Origin of the sequence: Thiomicrorhabdus indica, from assembly GCF_004293625.1 — a bacterium.
In the GTDB taxonomy this organism is placed as follows: domain Bacteria; phylum Pseudomonadota; class Gammaproteobacteria; order Thiomicrospirales; family Thiomicrospiraceae; genus Thiomicrorhabdus; species Thiomicrorhabdus indica.
In genome coordinates, this window is the sequence record NZ_CP033040.1 from 762,343 (window position 1) to 780,361 (window position 18,019).

17 protein-coding genes are annotated in these 18,019 nt (G+C 42.3%); 9 read left to right on the forward strand and 8 right to left on the reverse strand.

The window, feature by feature from the left end:
* The first annotated feature begins 10 nt into the window (after positions 1–10).
* From D9T12_RS03110 to D9T12_RS03145, 8 genes are all read left to right on the forward strand, one after another.
* Positions 11–1,111 (forward strand): hypothetical protein, encoded by a 1,101-nt coding sequence (locus D9T12_RS03110; protein ID WP_130536805.1) that lies wholly within the window; start codon positions 11–13, stop codon positions 1,109–1,111.
* 174 nt (positions 1,112–1,285) lie between these two features.
* Positions 1,286–2,347, forward strand: coding sequence for a tRNA preQ1(34) S-adenosylmethionine ribosyltransferase-isomerase QueA (gene queA, locus D9T12_RS03115; RefSeq protein ID WP_130536806.1), 1,062 nt, complete (start codon positions 1,286–1,288; stop codon positions 2,345–2,347).
* A gap of 2 nt (positions 2,348–2,349) precedes the next feature.
* Entirely contained in the window at positions 2,350–3,465 is a 1,116-nt protein-coding gene (gene tgt, locus D9T12_RS03120; protein WP_130536807.1) for a tRNA guanosine(34) transglycosylase Tgt, read from the forward strand.
* Positions 3,466–3,607: 142 nt separating this feature from the next.
* Positions 3,608–3,937: a preprotein translocase subunit YajC gene (gene yajC / locus D9T12_RS03125; RefSeq protein WP_130536808.1), complete on the forward strand. Its 330-nt coding sequence runs from the start codon at positions 3,608–3,610 to the stop codon at positions 3,935–3,937.
* Positions 3,938–4,055: 118 nt separating this feature from the next.
* Positions 4,056–5,939 (forward strand): protein translocase subunit SecD, encoded by a 1,884-nt coding sequence (secD, locus tag D9T12_RS03130; protein ID WP_130536809.1) that lies wholly within the window; start codon positions 4,056–4,058, stop codon positions 5,937–5,939.
* An 8-nt stretch (positions 5,940–5,947) separates the two neighbouring features.
* Positions 5,948–6,955, forward strand: a complete 1,008-nt coding sequence (gene secF / locus D9T12_RS03135) for a protein translocase subunit SecF (RefSeq protein ID WP_130536810.1) — start codon at positions 5,948–5,950, stop codon at positions 6,953–6,955.
* Between the two features lie 412 nt (positions 6,956–7,367).
* A complete protein-coding gene (locus tag D9T12_RS03140; protein ID WP_130536811.1) occupies positions 7,368–8,942 on the forward strand; it encodes a peptide chain release factor 3 in 1,575 nt (524 codons plus the stop codon).
* Positions 8,943–9,062: 120 nt separating this feature from the next.
* A protein-coding gene (locus D9T12_RS03145; protein WP_130536334.1) for an IS3 family transposase occupies positions 9,063–10,294 on the forward strand; the annotation gives its coding sequence in 2 pieces (ribosomal slippage) (positions 9,063–9,417 and positions 9,417–10,294; 1,233 coding nt in all).
* A 96-nt stretch (positions 10,295–10,390) separates the two neighbouring features.
* Here the strand turns inward: D9T12_RS03145 and D9T12_RS03150 are convergent.
* The 8 genes from D9T12_RS03150 to D9T12_RS03185 form a co-directional block, all read right to left on the reverse strand.
* Positions 10,391–11,041 carry an OmpA family protein gene (locus D9T12_RS03150; protein WP_130536812.1) on the reverse strand — a complete coding sequence of 217 codons (651 nt, stop codon included), beginning with the start codon at positions 11,039–11,041 and terminating at the stop codon, positions 10,391–10,393.
* A gap of 109 nt (positions 11,042–11,150) precedes the next feature.
* Complete coding sequence (gene mgtE, locus D9T12_RS03155) at positions 11,151–12,509, reverse strand: magnesium transporter (protein WP_130536813.1); 1,359 nt, start codon at positions 12,507–12,509, stop codon at positions 11,151–11,153.
* A gap of 225 nt (positions 12,510–12,734) precedes the next feature.
* Positions 12,735–13,067 (reverse strand): ribosome hibernation-promoting factor, HPF/YfiA family, encoded by a 333-nt coding sequence (hpf, locus tag D9T12_RS03160; RefSeq protein ID WP_130536814.1) that lies wholly within the window; start codon positions 13,065–13,067, stop codon positions 12,735–12,737.
* A 311-nt stretch (positions 13,068–13,378) separates the two neighbouring features.
* Positions 13,379–14,101 (reverse strand): LPS export ABC transporter ATP-binding protein, encoded by a 723-nt coding sequence (gene lptB / locus D9T12_RS03165; protein ID WP_130536815.1) that lies wholly within the window; start codon positions 14,099–14,101, stop codon positions 13,379–13,381.
* Positions 14,102–14,103: 2 nt separating this feature from the next.
* Complete coding sequence (lptA, locus tag D9T12_RS03170; RefSeq protein WP_165395026.1) at positions 14,104–14,667, reverse strand: lipopolysaccharide transport periplasmic protein LptA; 564 nt, start codon at positions 14,665–14,667, stop codon at positions 14,104–14,106.
* A gap of 132 nt (positions 14,668–14,799) precedes the next feature.
* The gene (gene lptC / locus D9T12_RS03175; RefSeq protein WP_130536817.1) at positions 14,800–15,390 is read right to left on the reverse strand and encodes an LPS export ABC transporter periplasmic protein LptC; all 591 of its coding nucleotides are present in this window, start codon (positions 15,388–15,390) and stop codon (positions 14,800–14,802) included.
* Positions 15,391–15,422: 32 nt separating this feature from the next.
* The gene (kdsC, locus tag D9T12_RS03180) at positions 15,423–15,962 is read right to left on the reverse strand and encodes a 3-deoxy-manno-octulosonate-8-phosphatase KdsC (protein WP_130536818.1); all 540 of its coding nucleotides are present in this window, start codon (positions 15,960–15,962) and stop codon (positions 15,423–15,425) included.
* A 35-nt stretch (positions 15,963–15,997) separates the two neighbouring features.
* Positions 15,998–16,981 (reverse strand): calcium/sodium antiporter, encoded by a 984-nt coding sequence (locus tag D9T12_RS03185; protein WP_130536819.1) that lies wholly within the window; start codon positions 16,979–16,981, stop codon positions 15,998–16,000.
* A gap of 277 nt (positions 16,982–17,258) precedes the next feature.
* On the opposite strand from D9T12_RS03185, the gene D9T12_RS03190 reads away from it, so the two are divergent.
* Positions 17,259–18,002 carry a hypothetical protein gene (locus tag D9T12_RS03190; protein WP_130536820.1) on the forward strand — a complete coding sequence of 248 codons (744 nt, stop codon included), beginning with the start codon at positions 17,259–17,261 and terminating at the stop codon, positions 18,000–18,002.
* Positions 18,003–18,019 lie beyond the last annotated feature (17 nt).

An 18,019-nucleotide genomic window follows, 5' to 3' on the forward strand; every position in this document is an offset into this window, starting at 1 on the left:
ACAGAATTTTATGAAAACAACCTCAAATAACTCAAACAACCTAAACCGACTAAATAAACTCAACCTAGCCCTGTTACTAGCGCTAAGCACATCGTTAGTGGGCTGTGGCGGAGGCGGCGGAAGCTCGAATCCAGACACCCCAATTGAACAACCGGATCCAGATACCGATCCAGGCACAGATCCAGAACCAACCACGCCGGAAGCACTGGAACTCACCGCCAGCGATGCGCTAGATTACGGTGTCGCCTTCCAACGAGCCATGTACGTGTTCACAGAAACCCTACAACCCTATGCCAACGGGGATCAACCACAAGAAGTGGTTAAAGCACTGTTTTACTACCCACAAGCCGCCAAACTCGCGTATGACAATGTGATTCAACCCAATGCGGCCTGTGACAGCGGCTCGGCCACGCCACAAATGGTCGACCTCAACAGTGATGGACAAGTCACCCTTGAAGGTGAATCCATGAGCTACACCTTTAACCAATGTCAAATCACCACAGACAGTGGAACTATGCTCTTAGACGGAACCCTGCAATACGCTTACCAAGCCACTCAAACCGTCACAGAACACCAAGCACTGCTGACCTACACCCATTTAACGGTACAAACCCAAGCCGCAACCTTTGCACTGGATGGGAATCGATTATTAGAGATCAATACCAATGGTGGCCTTGTCTTAACCAGTACCGTACAAAATGGCTTAACGCAAACGGCCACCGCTGGCGATCAAAGCTCGGGGAATGCACTACAAGATGGCTACACTCAAAGCTATCAGCGCCAAGGCAATGAATGGCAATTATCCGTGACAGGGCAAAGTGTCCTGACCCAAGGCAATCAACAAGCTGTCTTAACCACCTCACAAAGCGAAGCCTTCCGAGGATTGGTGAATGGCAACCAAGACCATGAACCTTATCAAGGACAGTATCAGATCCTGTGGAACACCGGAGATATGGCACTGATGGATAAAGCGTTACAGTTCCAGAGTGTTGCGTCGACACAAGTCACCGAAGACTACCAAGTACAAATCAACTTCTTGGACGATGCAGGCAGTGACACAATCAGTGACAGCTTTACGATTAACTGGGCAGGCACCGATCCGAATGACTAAGTACGATTGAGAAAAGTCACACAGTGACATAGTTGACTCTTTGAAAGTCAATCCAAGACAACGGGGCATAAAGCCTCGTTTTGTGTTCTACCGGCCGGTAGATTATATCTAAGTGCTTGAATTGATTGTACGATTCAGCGAGAATAGCCGGTTTTGTGATTCGAGCAGAGATAAGTGAAACGCCAAGATTTCTTTTTTGATTTACCTGAGAGTTTAATTGCTCAGCAACCGGCCAAGCAGCGTCGCGATAGCCGTTTGTTGGTCATGAACCCGGATGGAACAACGTCTGATCAGTCTTTTCCTAATATCTTAGACTATATTCAACCGAACGATTTATTGGTGTTCAATAACACGCGCGTTATTCCAGCGCGTTTGTTTGGCAAAAAAGCCAGCGGTGGAAAACTCGAGTTTTTGATTGAGCGTGTTTTGGATGATAAAACACTTTTAACGCATATTAAATCAAGTCGTTCACCAAAAGAAGGCGCCAGACTTACTGTCGAGAATAGCTTTGATGTTGAGGTGGTTGGACGTCAAGATGCGCTATATGTCGTGAAAGTGGTTGATAATGATTTAAGTGCTTTGGCTTTAGTTGAAAAATTTGGTCATATGCCATTGCCACCCTATATTGAACGCGATCAAGAAGGAAAAGACGATAGAGCGGAAGATAAGGAACGCTATCAAACTGTCTATAGTGAAAAACCGGGGGCGGTCGCTGCACCTACCGCTGGTTTGCACTTTGATGAAGCGTTATTAAAAGGGATTCAAGATAAGGGCGCTCAAATTGGTTTTGTGACTTTGCATGTTGGGGCTGGAACTTTTAAGCCTGTTCAGGTTGATGATATTAAAGAGCATGTAATGCACTCTGAATATTTAGAAGTGGATGAGAAGGTTATTGAGCAAATTCATCAGACTAAAGTGAAAGGTGGCCGTGTTTTTGCCATTGGCACGACTTCGGTTCGTTCTTTAGAGAGTGCTGCGAAATATTCACCGGCCGGTGAATTAAAACCGTATCGAGGTGAAACGGACATTTTCATTACACCTGGTTATGAGTTTCAAGTTGTGGATGTTTTGCAAACCAATTTTCACTTGCCGGAATCAACATTGATTATGTTAGTGTCCGCTCTCGCTGGTTACGAGAGAACCATGCATGCTTATAAACATGCAGTGGAGCAAGCGTACCGATTTTTTAGTTATGGAGATGCGATGCTGGTGTTTCCACAGGAACAGAAGAAATAATTATGGAATTTGAATTAGATAATACCGATGGTCGTGCACGTCGCGGACGTTTAAAATTTTCTCGTGGAATTGTGGAAACGCCTGCGTTTATGCCGGTTGGAACTTATGGTTCAGTGAAAGGAATGACGCCTGAAGAGATTGAAACCACCGGTGCGCAGATTATTCTGGGTAATACCTTTCATTTAGCGTTACGGCCTGGGACTGATATTATTGAAATGCATGGTGATTTGCATGATTTCACGCATTGGGAAGGGCCAATTTTGACCGATTCTGGTGGGTTTCAGGTATTTAGTCTAGGAAAAATGCGCAAAATCAAAGAAGAGGGTGTAACGTTTAATAGCCCCGTGAATGGTGCCAAAATTTTTATGGGACCTGAAGAGTCAATGGAAGTTCAACGCAAGTTGGGTTCTGATATTGTGATGATTTTTGATGAATGTACGCCTTATCCTGCAAGTCATGAGGTGGCAAAAGAGTCAATGGAGCTTTCTTTGCGTTGGGCAAAGCGCTCAAAAGATGCGCATGGAGATAATCCTTCAGCACTGTTTGGGATTGTGCAAGGTGGCATGTATGAAGATTTACGAGTGGTTTCGGCAGAAGGTCTGAAAGAGATTGGGTTTGATGGTTACGCGATTGGCGGTTTGTCTGTGGGTGAGCCAAAAGATGAAATGATGGCAACGTTGGATTACACGGAGCCTCATCTACCAAAAGACAAGCCACGCTATCTGATGGGAGTAGGTAAACCGGAGGATATCGTTGAAGCGGTTCGACGTGGTATTGATATGTTTGATTGTGTGATGCCAACTCGAAATGCCCGTAATGGCTTTTTGTTTACTCGCGAAGGTGTGGTGAAGATTCGTAATGCGAAACATAAGACGAGTCTTGAGCCTTTGGATAAAGAATGCTCGTGTTACACCTGCCAAAATTATTCGCGCGCGTATCTACACCATTTGGATAAGTGTAAAGAAATTCAAGGTGCACGATTGAATACTATTCATAATTTGACTTACTATCAGGATTTGATGAAAGGGCTGCGAGAGGCAATTAGTGAAAATCGACTGGATGCCTTCGTACAGGAGTTTTATGAAGGGATTGGTCAGCCTATACCGCCTTTGGATTGATAATTAACAAACCTGTGAAAACCTCTTCAATTAATTCATGGATTCGCTTTCAATTCAGTTGTTCACGAATTATTAGGAAAATTTATCAAGCTGTGCCAAAATACAGCGGTTAAAAATTTAGCGATATTGTTAGGAGAAAACTATGAGCTTTTTTATTAGTGATGCAATGGCAGAAGGAACGGCAGCGGCACAAGGAAGCGGCTGGGAAGGTCTCATCCCATTAGTACTACTTTTTGTGGTGTTTTATTTCTTGTTGATTCGTCCTCAACAAAAGAAAGTAAAAGAACATAAAGCATTAGTTGAAGCGATTAAAAAAGGTGATGAAGTCGCTACTTATGGTGGTCTTCTTGGAAAAATTCGTGATTTGAATGACAGTTTTTGTGATTTGGAAATCGCGGATAATGTCATTGTGAAAATCGAACGCTCTAATATTGCTCGCCTGTTACCTAAAGGTACTTTAAAAGGCGAATAAGTTGGAATTCACGAAGAAAGGGGCATTTGCCCCTTTTGTCTTTTACAGACCTAATTATTAGGCCTGAGTCACAGTCTCTTTGAGAGCTTGCTCTCATTGTTCTTGGAATTGAAAGTTTATGTTTCAAAACCCTCAAAAAGTCATTAGTAATCAATACCCAGCTTGGAAATATTTGCTATTGGTTGTGATAACTGTCGTAGGTTTACTTTATGCCATGCCGAATATTTTTGGTGATGACCCTGCAGTGCAAGTTTCTCCTGTAAAGTCTGTTCAATTTGATGAGACAACGGTTTCACAGGTGAACAGAGTTCTTGAAGATGCAGGTTTAGCTGTGAAATCCAGTGTTTTTGAAAACGGAAAGTTTCTGATTCGTTTTAAAAACACGGATGATCAACTAAAAGCTAAATCGTTGTTGAAAGAATCAATGGGGCGTACCGCCGTTGTTGCTTTAAACTTAGCACCAGCGACACCTGAATGGTTGAGTGCAATGGGCGGTCAGCCAATGTATCTTGGTTTGGATTTGCGTGGTGGGGTCCACTTTTTGATGGATGTTGATATGGATGCGGCCATTGCCAAAGGCTATGAACGTTCCATTGATGAAGTGAAATCGACATTGCGAGATGTGAAAATTCGCTACCGAAAAGTGGAGGTTGAGAATAATCAACTGGAAGCGACTTTTCGTTCGATTGACGATTTGACTGCAGCGCAAACTGCGCTGCAAGAAGCTTACGGTGAGCGTTATTCATTGACTGAAAACACCGAATCAGCCGCTCCGAAAATTGTCATGGTCATGACCGAAAAAGCGCAAGCGGAAACGAAAAAATATGCGTTGCAGCAAAATATCACAACACTTCGTAATCGTATTAATGAGTTAGGTGTTGCAGAACCGGTGATTCAGCAACAGGGTGACCGCCGTATTGTGGTGCAGTTACCAGGGGTTCAGGATACCGCTCGAGCAAAAGAGATTTTGGGTGCGACGGCAACGTTAGAATTCCGCTTAGTGGACGAAAAAGGCGATCCAGAACGTGCTGAGAAGTTAGGGTTTTCACCGAGTGGCTCACAGCTTTATCATTTTCGTGATGGACGACCAATTCTTTTAAAACGTCAAATTATTGTTTCCGGTGAAAGTGTCATTAATGCTCAGTCGAGTATTGATCCTCAGCAAGGCTCTCCGATGGTGAGCGTGAATTTGGATGGTGCAGGTGGTCGTAAAATGTTGGCGACCACCAAGGAAAACATCAACAAACGTATGGCGGTTCTGTTTATTGAAAATCGCGTGGAATCCGTTGAAGTTGATGGTAAGAAAATTAAAAAACGCATTAAAACACACGATGTTATCAATGCTGCGGTAATTCGAGGGCAGTTTGCAGATCGTTTCCAAATTACGGGGTTAGATTCTTCTCAAGAAGCACAAGATTTAGCGCTATTGCTTCGTGCCGGTGCGTTGGCAGCACCTATGGAAATTGTCGAGGAGCGTACTGTTGGGCCAAGTTTGGGTCAAGACAATATCAACCAAGGTTTTATGTCGGTGGTTGTCGGCTTTGTTTTGGTTCTGATTTTCATGGTTTGGCGTTATAAGATTTTCGGGTTGGTGGCAAATGTCGCTTTGACGTTGAATTTGGTGATAATTTTTGCTGTGCTGTCAATGCTTCAAGCAACGTTGACCTTGCCAGGAATTGCAGGGATTGTCTTAACCGTTGGTATGGCCGTGGATGCCAATGTTTTGATATTTGAACGTATTCGTGAAGAACTGCGAAACGGTTCCATTCAAAATGCGATCTATTCTGGTTATGAAAAAGCCTTTGTGACGATTGCGGATGCCAATATTACAACCTTATTGGCAGCGATTGTTCTGTTTAGTTTTGGTACAGGGCCGATTAAAGGATTTGCGATTACATTATCAATCGGAATTATCACTTCAATGTTTACCGCCATTTTAGGCACGCGCGCAATCATCAATTTGATGTATGGCAATAAGCGTGTTGAGAAGTTGTCAATCTAGGAGCGGTCATGGCACAAGAATATAAAACACCCAATATTAATTTTATGGGGCAGCGTTATTTAGCGTTGCTATTGTCTGCGGCTTTGATGTTGGCATCGTTTGCAGGGCTTTGGATGAAAGGGCTCAACTTCGGTATAGACTTTACCGGCGGAACCTTAATTGAAGTTTCTTATCAAGGTCCGGTGGAATTGCCGAAAATGCGCCAAGACCTAGCAAACGCAGGTTTTGGTGACGCAGTTGCACAACACTTTGGATCGGCAGAAGATGTATTGATTCGCATTGCGCCTCGTGAAGGTATGAACTCGGCCCAATTGAGTAATCAGGTGATGGATGCACTGCGTGCAACTGCTGATGAAACCATTGATTTACGCCGTGTTGAATTTGTCGGGCCTCAAGTGGGAGATGAGTTGACTGAAGATGGTGCGCTTGCCGTGCTTTATGCATTGTTTGGTGTATTGATTTATGTCGCACTTCGCTTTGAATGGCGTTTTTCTGTCGGTTCGGTAGCAGCTTTGATACACGATGTGGTTTTGACACTTGGGGTATTTGCATGGACACAAATGCAGTTCGATTTAACCGTCGTTGCTGCGATCTTGGCAGTCATCGGTTATTCCTTGAACGATACCATTGTTGTGTTTGACCGAGTGCGTGAAAATTTCCGCACTATGCGAGAAGGCTCTCCAGTTGAAGTGACCAATACGGCTGTGAACCAAATGTTAGCGCGTACTATCGTGACCTCTTTGACAACATTGCTTGTGTTGTTGGCGCTGTTCTTCCTTGGTGGAGAGGTGATTCATGGCTTTGCAGCGGCATTATTGGTCGGTGTCATTGTGGGGACTTACTCTTCGACTTACATTGCAGCCGCAGTTGCCTTAGCATTAGGTGTTTCGAAAGAAGACCTAATGAAGGCACCAAAAGAAGAAGTCGACAAAGAAGCCGAAGAAGCCGAATTACAGCGTATCTTCTTAGAGCAAGAAGCGGCTCGTGAAGCCAGAGAGGCTGCGAAGAATTCATAATCCACGCTATGTTTGTTGTTGTGAGTGTTTGTTATAAAAAGAAAACCCTTTTTGGAGGCGTTCGTTAACTTCCTGCCTAGGTTACTCTTTAATTAGAGTTTTATATTTGTAACAAACACGCAGAGTTATTCAACTTTTGAATGAAAAGCTTTTGAATTAAAAGGCTTTGCATGTTTTTTCTAAATACCTTCCTATTTTCTTACCGGCCGGTAAATATTGCATTTAGGCACGCCATAAAATCTGTTATACGTTGTAATCTCTTGGAATTGAGGCTTATAAGTTTATTTTTATAAATAAAACCTCCTGAACGTTGAAACCAAAGTTCTAGACTTGCTGGAGCTTGGTTTTGCGTTAAATTCCAACCACTTGTATAATACCGCCTTTATTTTTCCAGCCTCAAGGCGATTGCTTCATGTCTTTACATTTAGAAACCACAAAACGTCGCACTTTTGCGATTATTTCTCACCCGGACGCCGGTAAAACGACTGTGACGGAAAAACTACTTTTATACGGTGGTGCGATTCAGATGGCCGGTGCGGTTAAAAGTCGTAAAACTGACCGTGGGGCAACGTCAGACTGGATGAAAATGGAGCAGGAACGTGGGATTTCTGTCGCTTCGTCGGTGATGCAGTTCCCTTATAAGTCAGCCGTCATGAACCTGTTGGATACTCCAGGGCACGAGGATTTCTCTGAAGATACTTATCGTGTTCTGACTGCGGTGGATTCCGCTTTGATGGTTATTGATGTGGCCAAAGGGGTTGAGGATCGAACCATCAAATTGATGGAAGTCTGTCGCTTGCGTACCACGCCAATTCTGACCTTTATCAACAAGCTTGACCGCGAAGGGAAAGAGCCAATTGATTTGTTAGACGAAGTCGAAGATGTTCTCAATATTGCTTGTGCTCCTATGACGTGGCCAATTGGAATGGGGAAACGTTTCAAAGGGATTTACCACCTTTATAACGATACGGTTCGAATTTTTGCACAAGCAGATGGTCAAAGTGCTTCCGAAGGCGAATTGATTGAAGGATTAGATAATCCTCGTTTAGATGAGTTGTTGGGTCTGCAAGCTGAAGAGTTGCGTGATGAAGTTGAGCTGGTTCGAGGTGCAAGTCATGAGTTTGATTTAGAGTTGTTCTTAGCCGGTGAAATCACGCCAGTTTTCTTTGGTTCGGCGGTGAATAACTTTGGGTTGCAGGAGCTTTTGGATGGTTTTGAAAAGTATGCTCCAGCACCAAAAGGCCGTGAAACTGAAGATCGTTTTGTCGAAGCTGAAGAAGAAAAACTCAGTGGTTTTGTATTTAAGATTCAGGCGAATATGGATCCTAAACACCGTGACCGTGTGGCTTTTATGCGTATTGTTTCGGGGAAATACGAAGCCGGTATGTCAATGAAACATGTGCGCATTGGCAAGAATGTGAAGGTTTCTAAAGCGATTACTTTCTTGGCTAATCGTCGAGACCATGCTGAGGTGGCTTATCCAGGTGATATTATTGGTTTGCATAATCACGGAACCATCAAGATTGGTGATACCTTTTCTCAAGGGGAAGACTTGAAATTTACCGGCATTCCAAACTTTGCTCCGGAACTTTTCCGTCGTGCTCAGCTAAAAGATCCGATGAAAATGAAGGCATTGCAAAAAGGTCTTCAGCAATTGTCGGAAGAAGGGGCGACGCAATTATTCCGGCCGGTAAATAATAATGATTTGATTCTGGGCGCGGTGGGTGTTCTTCAGTTTGAAGTGGTGGCTCAACGTTTGAAAGATGAATACAACGTGACTTGTATCTTTGAGCCAGTGAATGTGAATACCGCTCGTTGGGTGATTGGGTCAAAAGCCGAAATTGAGAAGTTCACTAAAAAGGTTACGGACAATGTCGCGTATGATGCAGCGGACCAGTTGGTCTATATTGCACCGACTCGTGTCAACTTGAGTTTGATTGAGGAGCGCTGGCCAGAGTTGCAGTTTGTGGCAACACGTGAACACTGATTTGATTTAAGTGCAAAAACTCGAAAGCCAGTGATGGAAAATCCATCACTGGCTTTTTTCTTTAAGCTGACCCGTCCTAAATAAGATTGACACTTTTTCTGAACCGAAAAGGAAAAAGTAATGTCTTCAAACACTAAGCGCACACAGCGCGATTATTCCCTCGCTTTTAAATTGTCCGTTGTAGACCAAGTCGAAAAAGGCGAAATGACTTATAAACAAGCGCAAGCACATTATGGTATCCAAGGACGATCTACCGTTTTAGTTTGGCTTAGAAAGCATGGTAAGTTAAATTGGTCTGACGCCAACGCCATTAACCGACATCTTCGAGGAATCATTATGCCGACGACTAAAGCTGAAAAGACGCCAGAGCAGCGCATTAAAGAGCTTGAACAAGAACTCGCCGAAGAAAAACTCAAAGCCCAATTCTTTGAAGGCGTCGTCAAAGTCATGAAAGAGGACTTTGGAGTTAGCTTGACAAAAAAGCGGTTAGCCGAGTTATCGATCAAAAACAGATCCAAGGGCTCAACATAAGCAATGCTTGTCGATTCTTACAGATAAGCCGTCAGGCTTACTACCAAGGATTACAAAGGCAGCGGCTCAAAGAAAAGCAATACCGGATGATTCTGGATTTTGTACAAGCGATACGTATCAGCCAGCCGCGGATTGGTACCCGAAAGCTACACAACTTGCTATTAGCTAAAGCCCAAGAAGGATTGAAGATTGGACGAGACAAGTTGTTTGACTTGTTACGTTGGCAGCGTTTATTAGTGCCTAATAAGCGAGCCTATCATAAAACCACGCACAGTCATCATCGGTTTTATAAGCACCCCAATCTCATCAAAGAGCAGGGGCAAAGGCGTTTAGCCAAAGCGCCAGAGAAACTCTGGGTTGCAGACATTACCTATTTACCAGTACAACACGGCCAGGCCTATCTCAGCTTAGTCACCGATGCCTGTTCTCGTAAGATCGTTGGCTACCATGTGCACGACACTTTGCATGCTCAACCAGTCCTTCAGGCATTAAAGAACGCAGTGAAAAATAGATTAGGAAAAGGGGCACTCATTCATCACTCGGATAGAGGGATTCAGTACTGTTCAAAACCTTATCAAGTGTTCCATGAAAAACATGGCATTATCTGTTCGATGACGGATGGTTATGATTGCTATCAAAACGCTTTGGCGGAGAGAGTGAACGGGATTCTGAAGAATGAGTTTTTATTAACCAAGCCAAAGGATGTTGATCAGGCTCGACAAATGGTGAAAGAGTCGATTGAAATCTACAATACTCAACGTCCACACTTGGCGTTAAAATACAAAACGCCCGATGAAGTTCATCGAGCGTTTTTTACCTGAAAAAAGTGTCAACTTATTTCAGGACGGGACAGTGATAGGTAAACTTTTCATTATGACTAATCTATGAATAATTCACCGGCCGGTAGATTTAATCATTTAAATCTCACTAATTAAAAAAGTCACTCTACGGTTGAGGCGTTTACCTTCTGCCGTGTTGTTACTGGCAATTGGGCGTTCTTCACCATAGCCATAAGTAATGATTCGATCGCGACTAATGCCATTGTCCATTAGATAGAATGCAACGGTTTTGGCTCGGTTTTCGGAGAGTTGTTGGTTGTATTGATGAGTGCCATCTGAGTCAGTGTGACCTTCGACATACACTCGAGTGTTTGGGTAACGGCTCAATGCATTTAGGACAGGTTGTAAGCGCTGAAGTTCATAAGGGTCTAGCTGTGCTGAACCAGAATGAAAGTTAACGTCTTTTACTTGAACTCGAATAAATTCTTGCTCGCCTATTTCTACTGGGTGAACATCTGTATTTGGGTCATCTGCGGTTTCTCGATTGACTTCATCATAAATATGTCTTGCAGTAACACCAGAGATGGCACCGACTAAGATTTTTCCGCCAGTACTGTCCATTCCCATCGCGTTGGCTAATAAAGCGCCACCGATTGCAGCAACTCCTGTGACGACATTTTTTTCAGTCTCACGCTCATCTTTAGTCATTTGACGGTTTTGGCTACAACCTGAAAGTGCAATGGCGCTAATTAATAATGAACCGAGTAATATTTTTGGTTGCGTCTTCATAGGCGTCTCCTTGGGGCTTATGCTTATAAAGTAAATTTAATGATTCCGCTTGTGGTATGCAATCTAAGCTGGAGTGATTTCATAAAGTTTCCATAATGAGTTTTAAGTCTTACAAAAGTACGACGGTAGCTAAACCTAGGAAAACGAAAAAACCAACCGAGTCGGTAACGGTTGTTAGCATGAGACCTGATGCCAGAGCAGGATCGATTTTCATTCGTTGTAAAATCAGCGGAATCATTGCGCCTGCAAAAGCTGCCGCGAGCAGATTGATGAGAATGGCAGTTGAGAAAATCGCACTTAATTGCCAGTCATGGAAGATTGCAAATACCGCAGCACCAGTGAGTGTTGCCCAAATGAGCCCGTTGAGTAGTCCAACAGTGGTTTCTTTAATTAATAGCGAACGACTGTTACTTTTCGCGAGTTTTCCCGTCGCAAGGGCTCGAATGACTATTGTGGCGGTTTGTGTGCCGGCAATACCGCCCATACTGGCGATGATGGGCATCAGAATGGCAAGTGCGACGACTTTTTCAATGGCAGCGTCAAATAAACCAATGACCATTGAAGCGAAAATAGCGGTTAATAAATTAATCCCTAGCCAAAAGGTTCGTCGTTTAGCGGATTTTTGTGCGGGTGCAAAGATATCGTCATCTTCATCTAGACCGGCACTGGCCATTTGAGCGTGTTCTGCCTCATCTCGGATGATATCGACTACATCATCGATGGTAATTCGGCCAATTATTTGATTTTGGTCATTAACCACCGGTGCGGAAATCAAATCGTTTTTCTCGAATGTATGCGCAACTTCTTTGGCAGAAGTGTAGACATTAATACCTTGGATGTCGGTTTTAATCAGTTCCTCAACTAGAACGTCTTCATCATGAGTCAGTAAAGCGGTTAAGGACAGAGTTCCAATCAAGTGCTCTTCACGATCCCAAATAAAAAGCGAAGAGGTTGAGTGAGGTAAGTTTCCTCTTTGCCGTAAATAACGAAGTACAACACCTAAACTTAAATCTGCACGAACCGCAATAAAGTTCGAGCTCATAAGTCCGCCAGCAGTATCTTCGTCATAGGCTAGCGCGACTTCAACAGCGGTTCGATTTTCTTCTGGAAGTGCTTCAATAAATTCCTGTTGGTCTTGATCAGGAAGCGCTTGAGCGATATCGACAATATCATCGGTTTCAAGTTCTTCGGTAATCTCGATAATTTCATGGGTTTCGAGTTTATCAAGGAGCTCTGAGCGAACAGAATCATTGGTATGTGTTAGGACTTCACCCTGTTTATCGGTATCGATCGCATCCCAGAGTAGTCCACGTTGAAGTGGAGGGGTCGCTTCTAAAAGTTCTGCAAGTTCTTCAGGAACTAGGTAGTTGGCAAGCTCTGAGGCTTTCTCAAACTGCTCATTTTGTAAGGCATTTAATAACTGTTCGGAGACAGCACCTTTATCAATGGTTGAACTATTCTGACTCATACGGCGATTCCATTCACAATTTCATCAATAAGAGCTAATGGCGGGTTAAGCAAAGACTAAAATTCATTTTAGCATTAAGGTGGCGTGAGTAGCTGTTTTAGCTGGTATTTGACATAAAATTGTCAAATTTAATTGAGTAGATTGTTTGGTAGGGAATAAATGGCTAGATACAAAAACACCCCTGTTAAGGGGTGTTTTCCGAAAACCGATTTAGGCTGTCTAAGCTTATGCTTGTTCTACATTCATGCTTTTGACGCCACCAGATTTTTTATTGTGGCTACCTAGCTTTTCTTTGTACTTGATAATTTGACGATCTAATTTATCAACAAGCCCGTCAATTGACGCGTACATATCTTCACTTTCGTGTTGAGCAAATAAGTCAGAGCCTGATACATGTACCGTTGCTTCAGCTTTTTGAGCTTGTTTTTCAACAGTTAGAATCACATGAACATTTGTTACATGATCAAAATGACGTTCAAGTTTAGCAAGTTTTTCAGTGACTTTAGTACGGAGGGCATCGGTTACATCGATATGGTGACCAGTAATGTTGATTTGCATAGTATCGCTCCTTTAGTTTTTGGTTTTTATTGCGATCTGTCGATAAGGATTAAAGCGACTTGGGAGGCTTTAGCTTGTGTTCTTATCTTCTTCAATTTCAGTATACCACTGTCTTTTGGAATTCATAGCGTGTGAATTTCTTGCGACGATGGATAAGGAAAACGAATTCTGAACAAGAGCGTTATTTGAACATATTTTTGAAAACTTTTCTTGTTAAAAATCATCGGTTTGTTTGAAAACTCAAAAAGTTTATTGGGAAAGTGTGTTGTTAAAAAAAATTTAAATTTTTTTTACATTGTATTCAGCGATTATTATTTGAAATCGTCGCCTAAGTAAACGCGGCGAACATCTTGATGTTGCAGAATGGCCTCTGGCGGTCCCCAAGCTAGGATCGTCCCTGCATGAAGAATATAAGCTTTATCACAAACTCCTAGGGTTTCCCGAACGTTGTGGTCGGTAATTAAGACGCCGATATTTCGCTCTTTAAGATGTAGGATAATGGATTGAATATCTTTGACCGAGATTGGATCTACACCTGCGAAAGGTTCATCAAGTAGAATAAACTTAGGTTCCATGGCTAGAGCGCGTGCAATTTCGACACGACGTCTTTCACCACCAGATAGGGCTTGTCCAAATTGCTCAAGGATATGGCCAATTTGTAAATCATCAATGAGTTGCTCAAAAATGGCGTGTCTTCGGTCTCGTGTGAGTTCGGTACGCATTTCTAAGATGGCTTTAATATTATCTTGGACAGTGAGTTTTCGAAATACAGAGGCTTCTTGAGGAAGGTAGCCTAAACCAAGCTTAGCGCGTTCATGAATAGCTAGATGAGTGATTTCTTTGTCATCTAAATAAATTCTTCCGTGGTCATTGCTTACTAACCCAGTCATCATGTAAAAAGTTGTGGTTTTCCCTGCTCCGTTTGGGCCAAGTAAGCCAATGACTTGGCCGCTTTCAACATCAATGTCGACATTGGTCACAACGTGTCGTTTTTTGTAGCTTTTAGCAAGATTGCGTGCGTAAAAACGGGCCATTATTAGTTACTCTTTGAGCCGCTGTTGGTAGTTTGGTTCGGTTGCAAAATGACTTCAATTCGTTGTTTTTCAGAGCCTGATCCTTGCAGTGTTTGTAAGGTCATATCGTAAATTAAACTATTCCCTTTAATTTGATGTTTGTTTTCTTGTTGAACAGCCGCGTTACCGGTTAATTTAACGGTTTTTTTTGCGGCGTTATAAAAAATCTCATCTGCTTGACCATTAATCCATGCGTTTTCTTGGGCATTGAATTGCTTAAAGGTTGCCGGTTTGCCTGTGGCAAAGATGTTTTCGAGTTGATTGTCTGGGTGAGATATTTTGACTTTATTTCCAGTGAGTTTAAAGCTCCCTTGGGTAATTTGAACGTCACCTTGATATTCGCTGACTCCCAGTTTTTCATTGGAGACTAATTTGTTTGCGGTAATTTCAACCGGCTGTTGAGTATCGTTGGTATTGGCAAGGGTGCTGGATGACGAAAAGCAGAAAAATAGGCTGATGGCATAGAGTGAAAAAACGCTACGACGTAATTTGAGACTTGGGAATAAAAGTTGGATAGGCTTAATCACAATAATTTTACAATGAATCAATGAAATTTAAATTGAGCATCAATGCTAACGTTAATCGTTTTTTTTGCAAGTAAAAATCTTGATCAATTGTGATTGAAAGTGTCGCGAGTAGAAACTACCGGCCGGTAAAGCTTAAGGTTTGCTTTTTGTGATTTGTTCAGAGGGGGTGTAGATTGAATGAACAGCGTTTTGAAGTTCAAGGATTCCTGTTTCAGAGTTAAGTTGCATACCTGTTGCTGTTGTTGTGATTTCTGATTGCAGTATTTTTACCACTAAGTCAGTTTGGGCTGAGCCATTATTTAAGTCTATATCAAGTTTTTGGGTGTTTATTTTTAGAGGTTGTGGCTGTTTTTGTTCAAGGGTAACGTCGCCAACAAGAGAGAGGAGTTGGGAGTCAATTAATATACCTTGGTCCGCATTGCCATAGCTGATTTGACTGTTGTGAAAATGGGTGACGGAAAGTTTAGTTAATTCAATGAGAGAGGATTTTTGCTCAGATTGTATATTGGTGGCATTAAGCAGAGTTTGTTTGCCACCTGTTTGAATTGACCAAAGCGTTGTCTTTTCTGCTTTCCACTCCAACCCTTGTAAATTGGACTCTTGATTGTTTGTTTCTGAATCATTGTCTGTTGTGAGCCAAGTACTTGCCCATAGGGCAATACTCGCAAAGAGTAATGGTAATAAAATACCTTTGAATGAACGATTGGAGATAGACAGGTGCATAACGATGAATGCTATTTCAAAATTTCTATGGATTATAAATCACGTAGATAAAAATCCATATGTTGTTGCCATGTATCCTGTGATTTCATAATCATTTCACAGATTTCACGAACAACGCCATTGCCGCCTTTATGGGGTGATACATAATCGACTCGCGATTTTACCTCTTCTTCACCATCAGCAGGTGTAATGCTAAGACCCACACGCATTAAAATTGGTAAATCCAAAATATCATCGCCAATATAGGCGACTTCATCAGAAGAGATCGCTAGTTTGGCCATTAGTTTTTGAAAGCTTGGTAATTTGTCGGGAACTCCTTGATAGAGATGTGCAATTTTCAAGTCTTGTGCCCGTTTGGCAACTAATTCAGACTTTCGGCCAGTAATGATTGCCATATCTACACCACTTTTACGAAGCATTACCATCCCATGGCCATCACGAGTGTAAAAGGTCTTTTGCTCATTTCCATCGTTGCTGTAGTAAAGACGATTATCGGTTAATACGCCATCAACATCGAGGATTAATAACTTAATTTTTGATGCTTTTTGTATGAGTTTTTCCGAATAGACCATTGCCAAACCTTTTGCATGATTGAACCAGCGGTCAATTATTGCACACTTCTAAAATAGAGTAGAACCAAATAGCTGATGAAACCCACTGTTAAAATAAAACCTTTAGGACGGTTGATTACAGCTTTACCAAACAGAGGCAAGGCAAGTAGAAGCATCGCAATCGTAAACCCGAGCATGATAGGGTAGTCGAATGGCATTACGTCGACATCAAGAACACTTGGCGCCAATAGTGCAGGAACAGCTAAAACGGCTAAAATATTGAATAAATTTGAGCCCACAATATTACCGATCATCAGGTCGGCTTCATTTTTTCGTGCTGCGGAAATAGCTGCTGCTAGTTCTGGTAAGCTGGTGCCAATTGCAATAATTGTCAAACCAATCACAACCTCTGGAACTTCAAAAAAATGAGCGATTTCAACCGCACCATTGACCATCATTTTTGCACTAATCATGAGCACAATTAGGCCGCCAATAAGATAAAAATAAGATTTTTGTAGGCTTAGCGCTTGAATTTCTTCGATTTCGTGTTCGGTTTCGGTTGCAATTGGGTCTGTTGGATCAATGCTTTTGTTGGCTTTAATCATCCAGTACATGGTGGCAAAGAGAAGAGTGACTAAAATTCCCCCATCTATTCGGGAGAGTTCGTTATCTAAAATTAAAAGGTAAACACCGAAGGAAATAGCAAGTAGAAGTGAAAGTTCGCGTTTGAGAATGGATGATTTAACGAGAATTGGAGTGATTAGTGCGGTGACGCCTAAGACCAAGCCGATATTGGCAATATTGGAACCTATGGCATTTCCAACGGCAAGTCCTGGGCTATTGTCGAGTGAGGCAAGGGCTGCGACTACGACTTCCGGCATTGAGGTTCCAAAACCAAGCACAACTACTCCTATGACTAAGGGTGATATGCTTAAATGTTTCGCGACACTGGCGGCACCGTCAATGAAGATATCTGAACTCCAGACGAGAAGTGCCAATCCGATTATAAGCAATAGACTGGGTAACAGTAGTGTGGTCATATTGATAAGTCTTTCAATAAAGTTTCATAAATTCGCGTGGATTATAACTTAAAGGGTTGGTATAAATAAAATTTATTAAACTTGGGTAAGTTCAAATGATGAAATGTCATGATCGATGTTCGCTATTAGTTTAGATTGTGCGTAAAATACGAGCTCCAAAAAATTTAATTCTTTTGACGTTTTCAAGAAATCTTTTAAGGGCTAGGGTAATTGCCCTTAGCGCTCATTTGGTTGGAAGCGTGTTAACGGTATTTTTATACATCTGGTTCAGGTCTTTATGTCAAAACCAATTTTTGAAAATTTAGTTGTGGGGACTGCCGGCTGGCAAACGCCTGAGGTTAGCCAAAGCTTTTACCCTGAAGATTTACCTTGCGAATGGCAACTGGATTATTACAGTAATTTCTCGAATTTAGTCGTGGTTCCGCAGAGTTTTTGGTTGTCCCAGTTATCACTTGAAGATGAGGGCGCGCAAGAGTCTCGAGAAGAGTTTGTTGATGCATTGCTTGATGAAAGTCAGGTGTTTTTGGTGTTGGATTGTACTGAAAACTTGGATGTTTTCCAGAAGACCTATGCAAAATTATGCCAAATGCTAGACTCGTTTGCGGATGAGTTATCGATTGCCGGCGTTATTTTTAAGTTTGAACAGCGTTTGAGCGAACAAAGTTTTGCTGAAATATTGAGTGTGTTTGATGGCTTGTATAAAAACTACACAAATAGTTATCTTTCGCTTATTTTACCGGCCGGTATTGATTTGACTCTTTATCAAGATCAGTTGGAGAAAATGGGGTTAGATTACCTGCAAGAGTCTGAAAGTGTCTGTGTAGGAGATCCCCTGTTATGGATTAACGCGCTTTCAGCGGATGGGAAGCAGCAGGCACAGGTGTTGAAAACATTTGTAGAAAATCTACCGGCCGGTAAAGAAGGTGCACCGGTTGTGGTGGCAGGTTCAGAAAATCATAAAAGTATTCAAATGAGTGCTGTACAAAACGTGAAAGTCGTGTCTGAATTGATGGGGTATTAACCCATCGCTTACGCGAG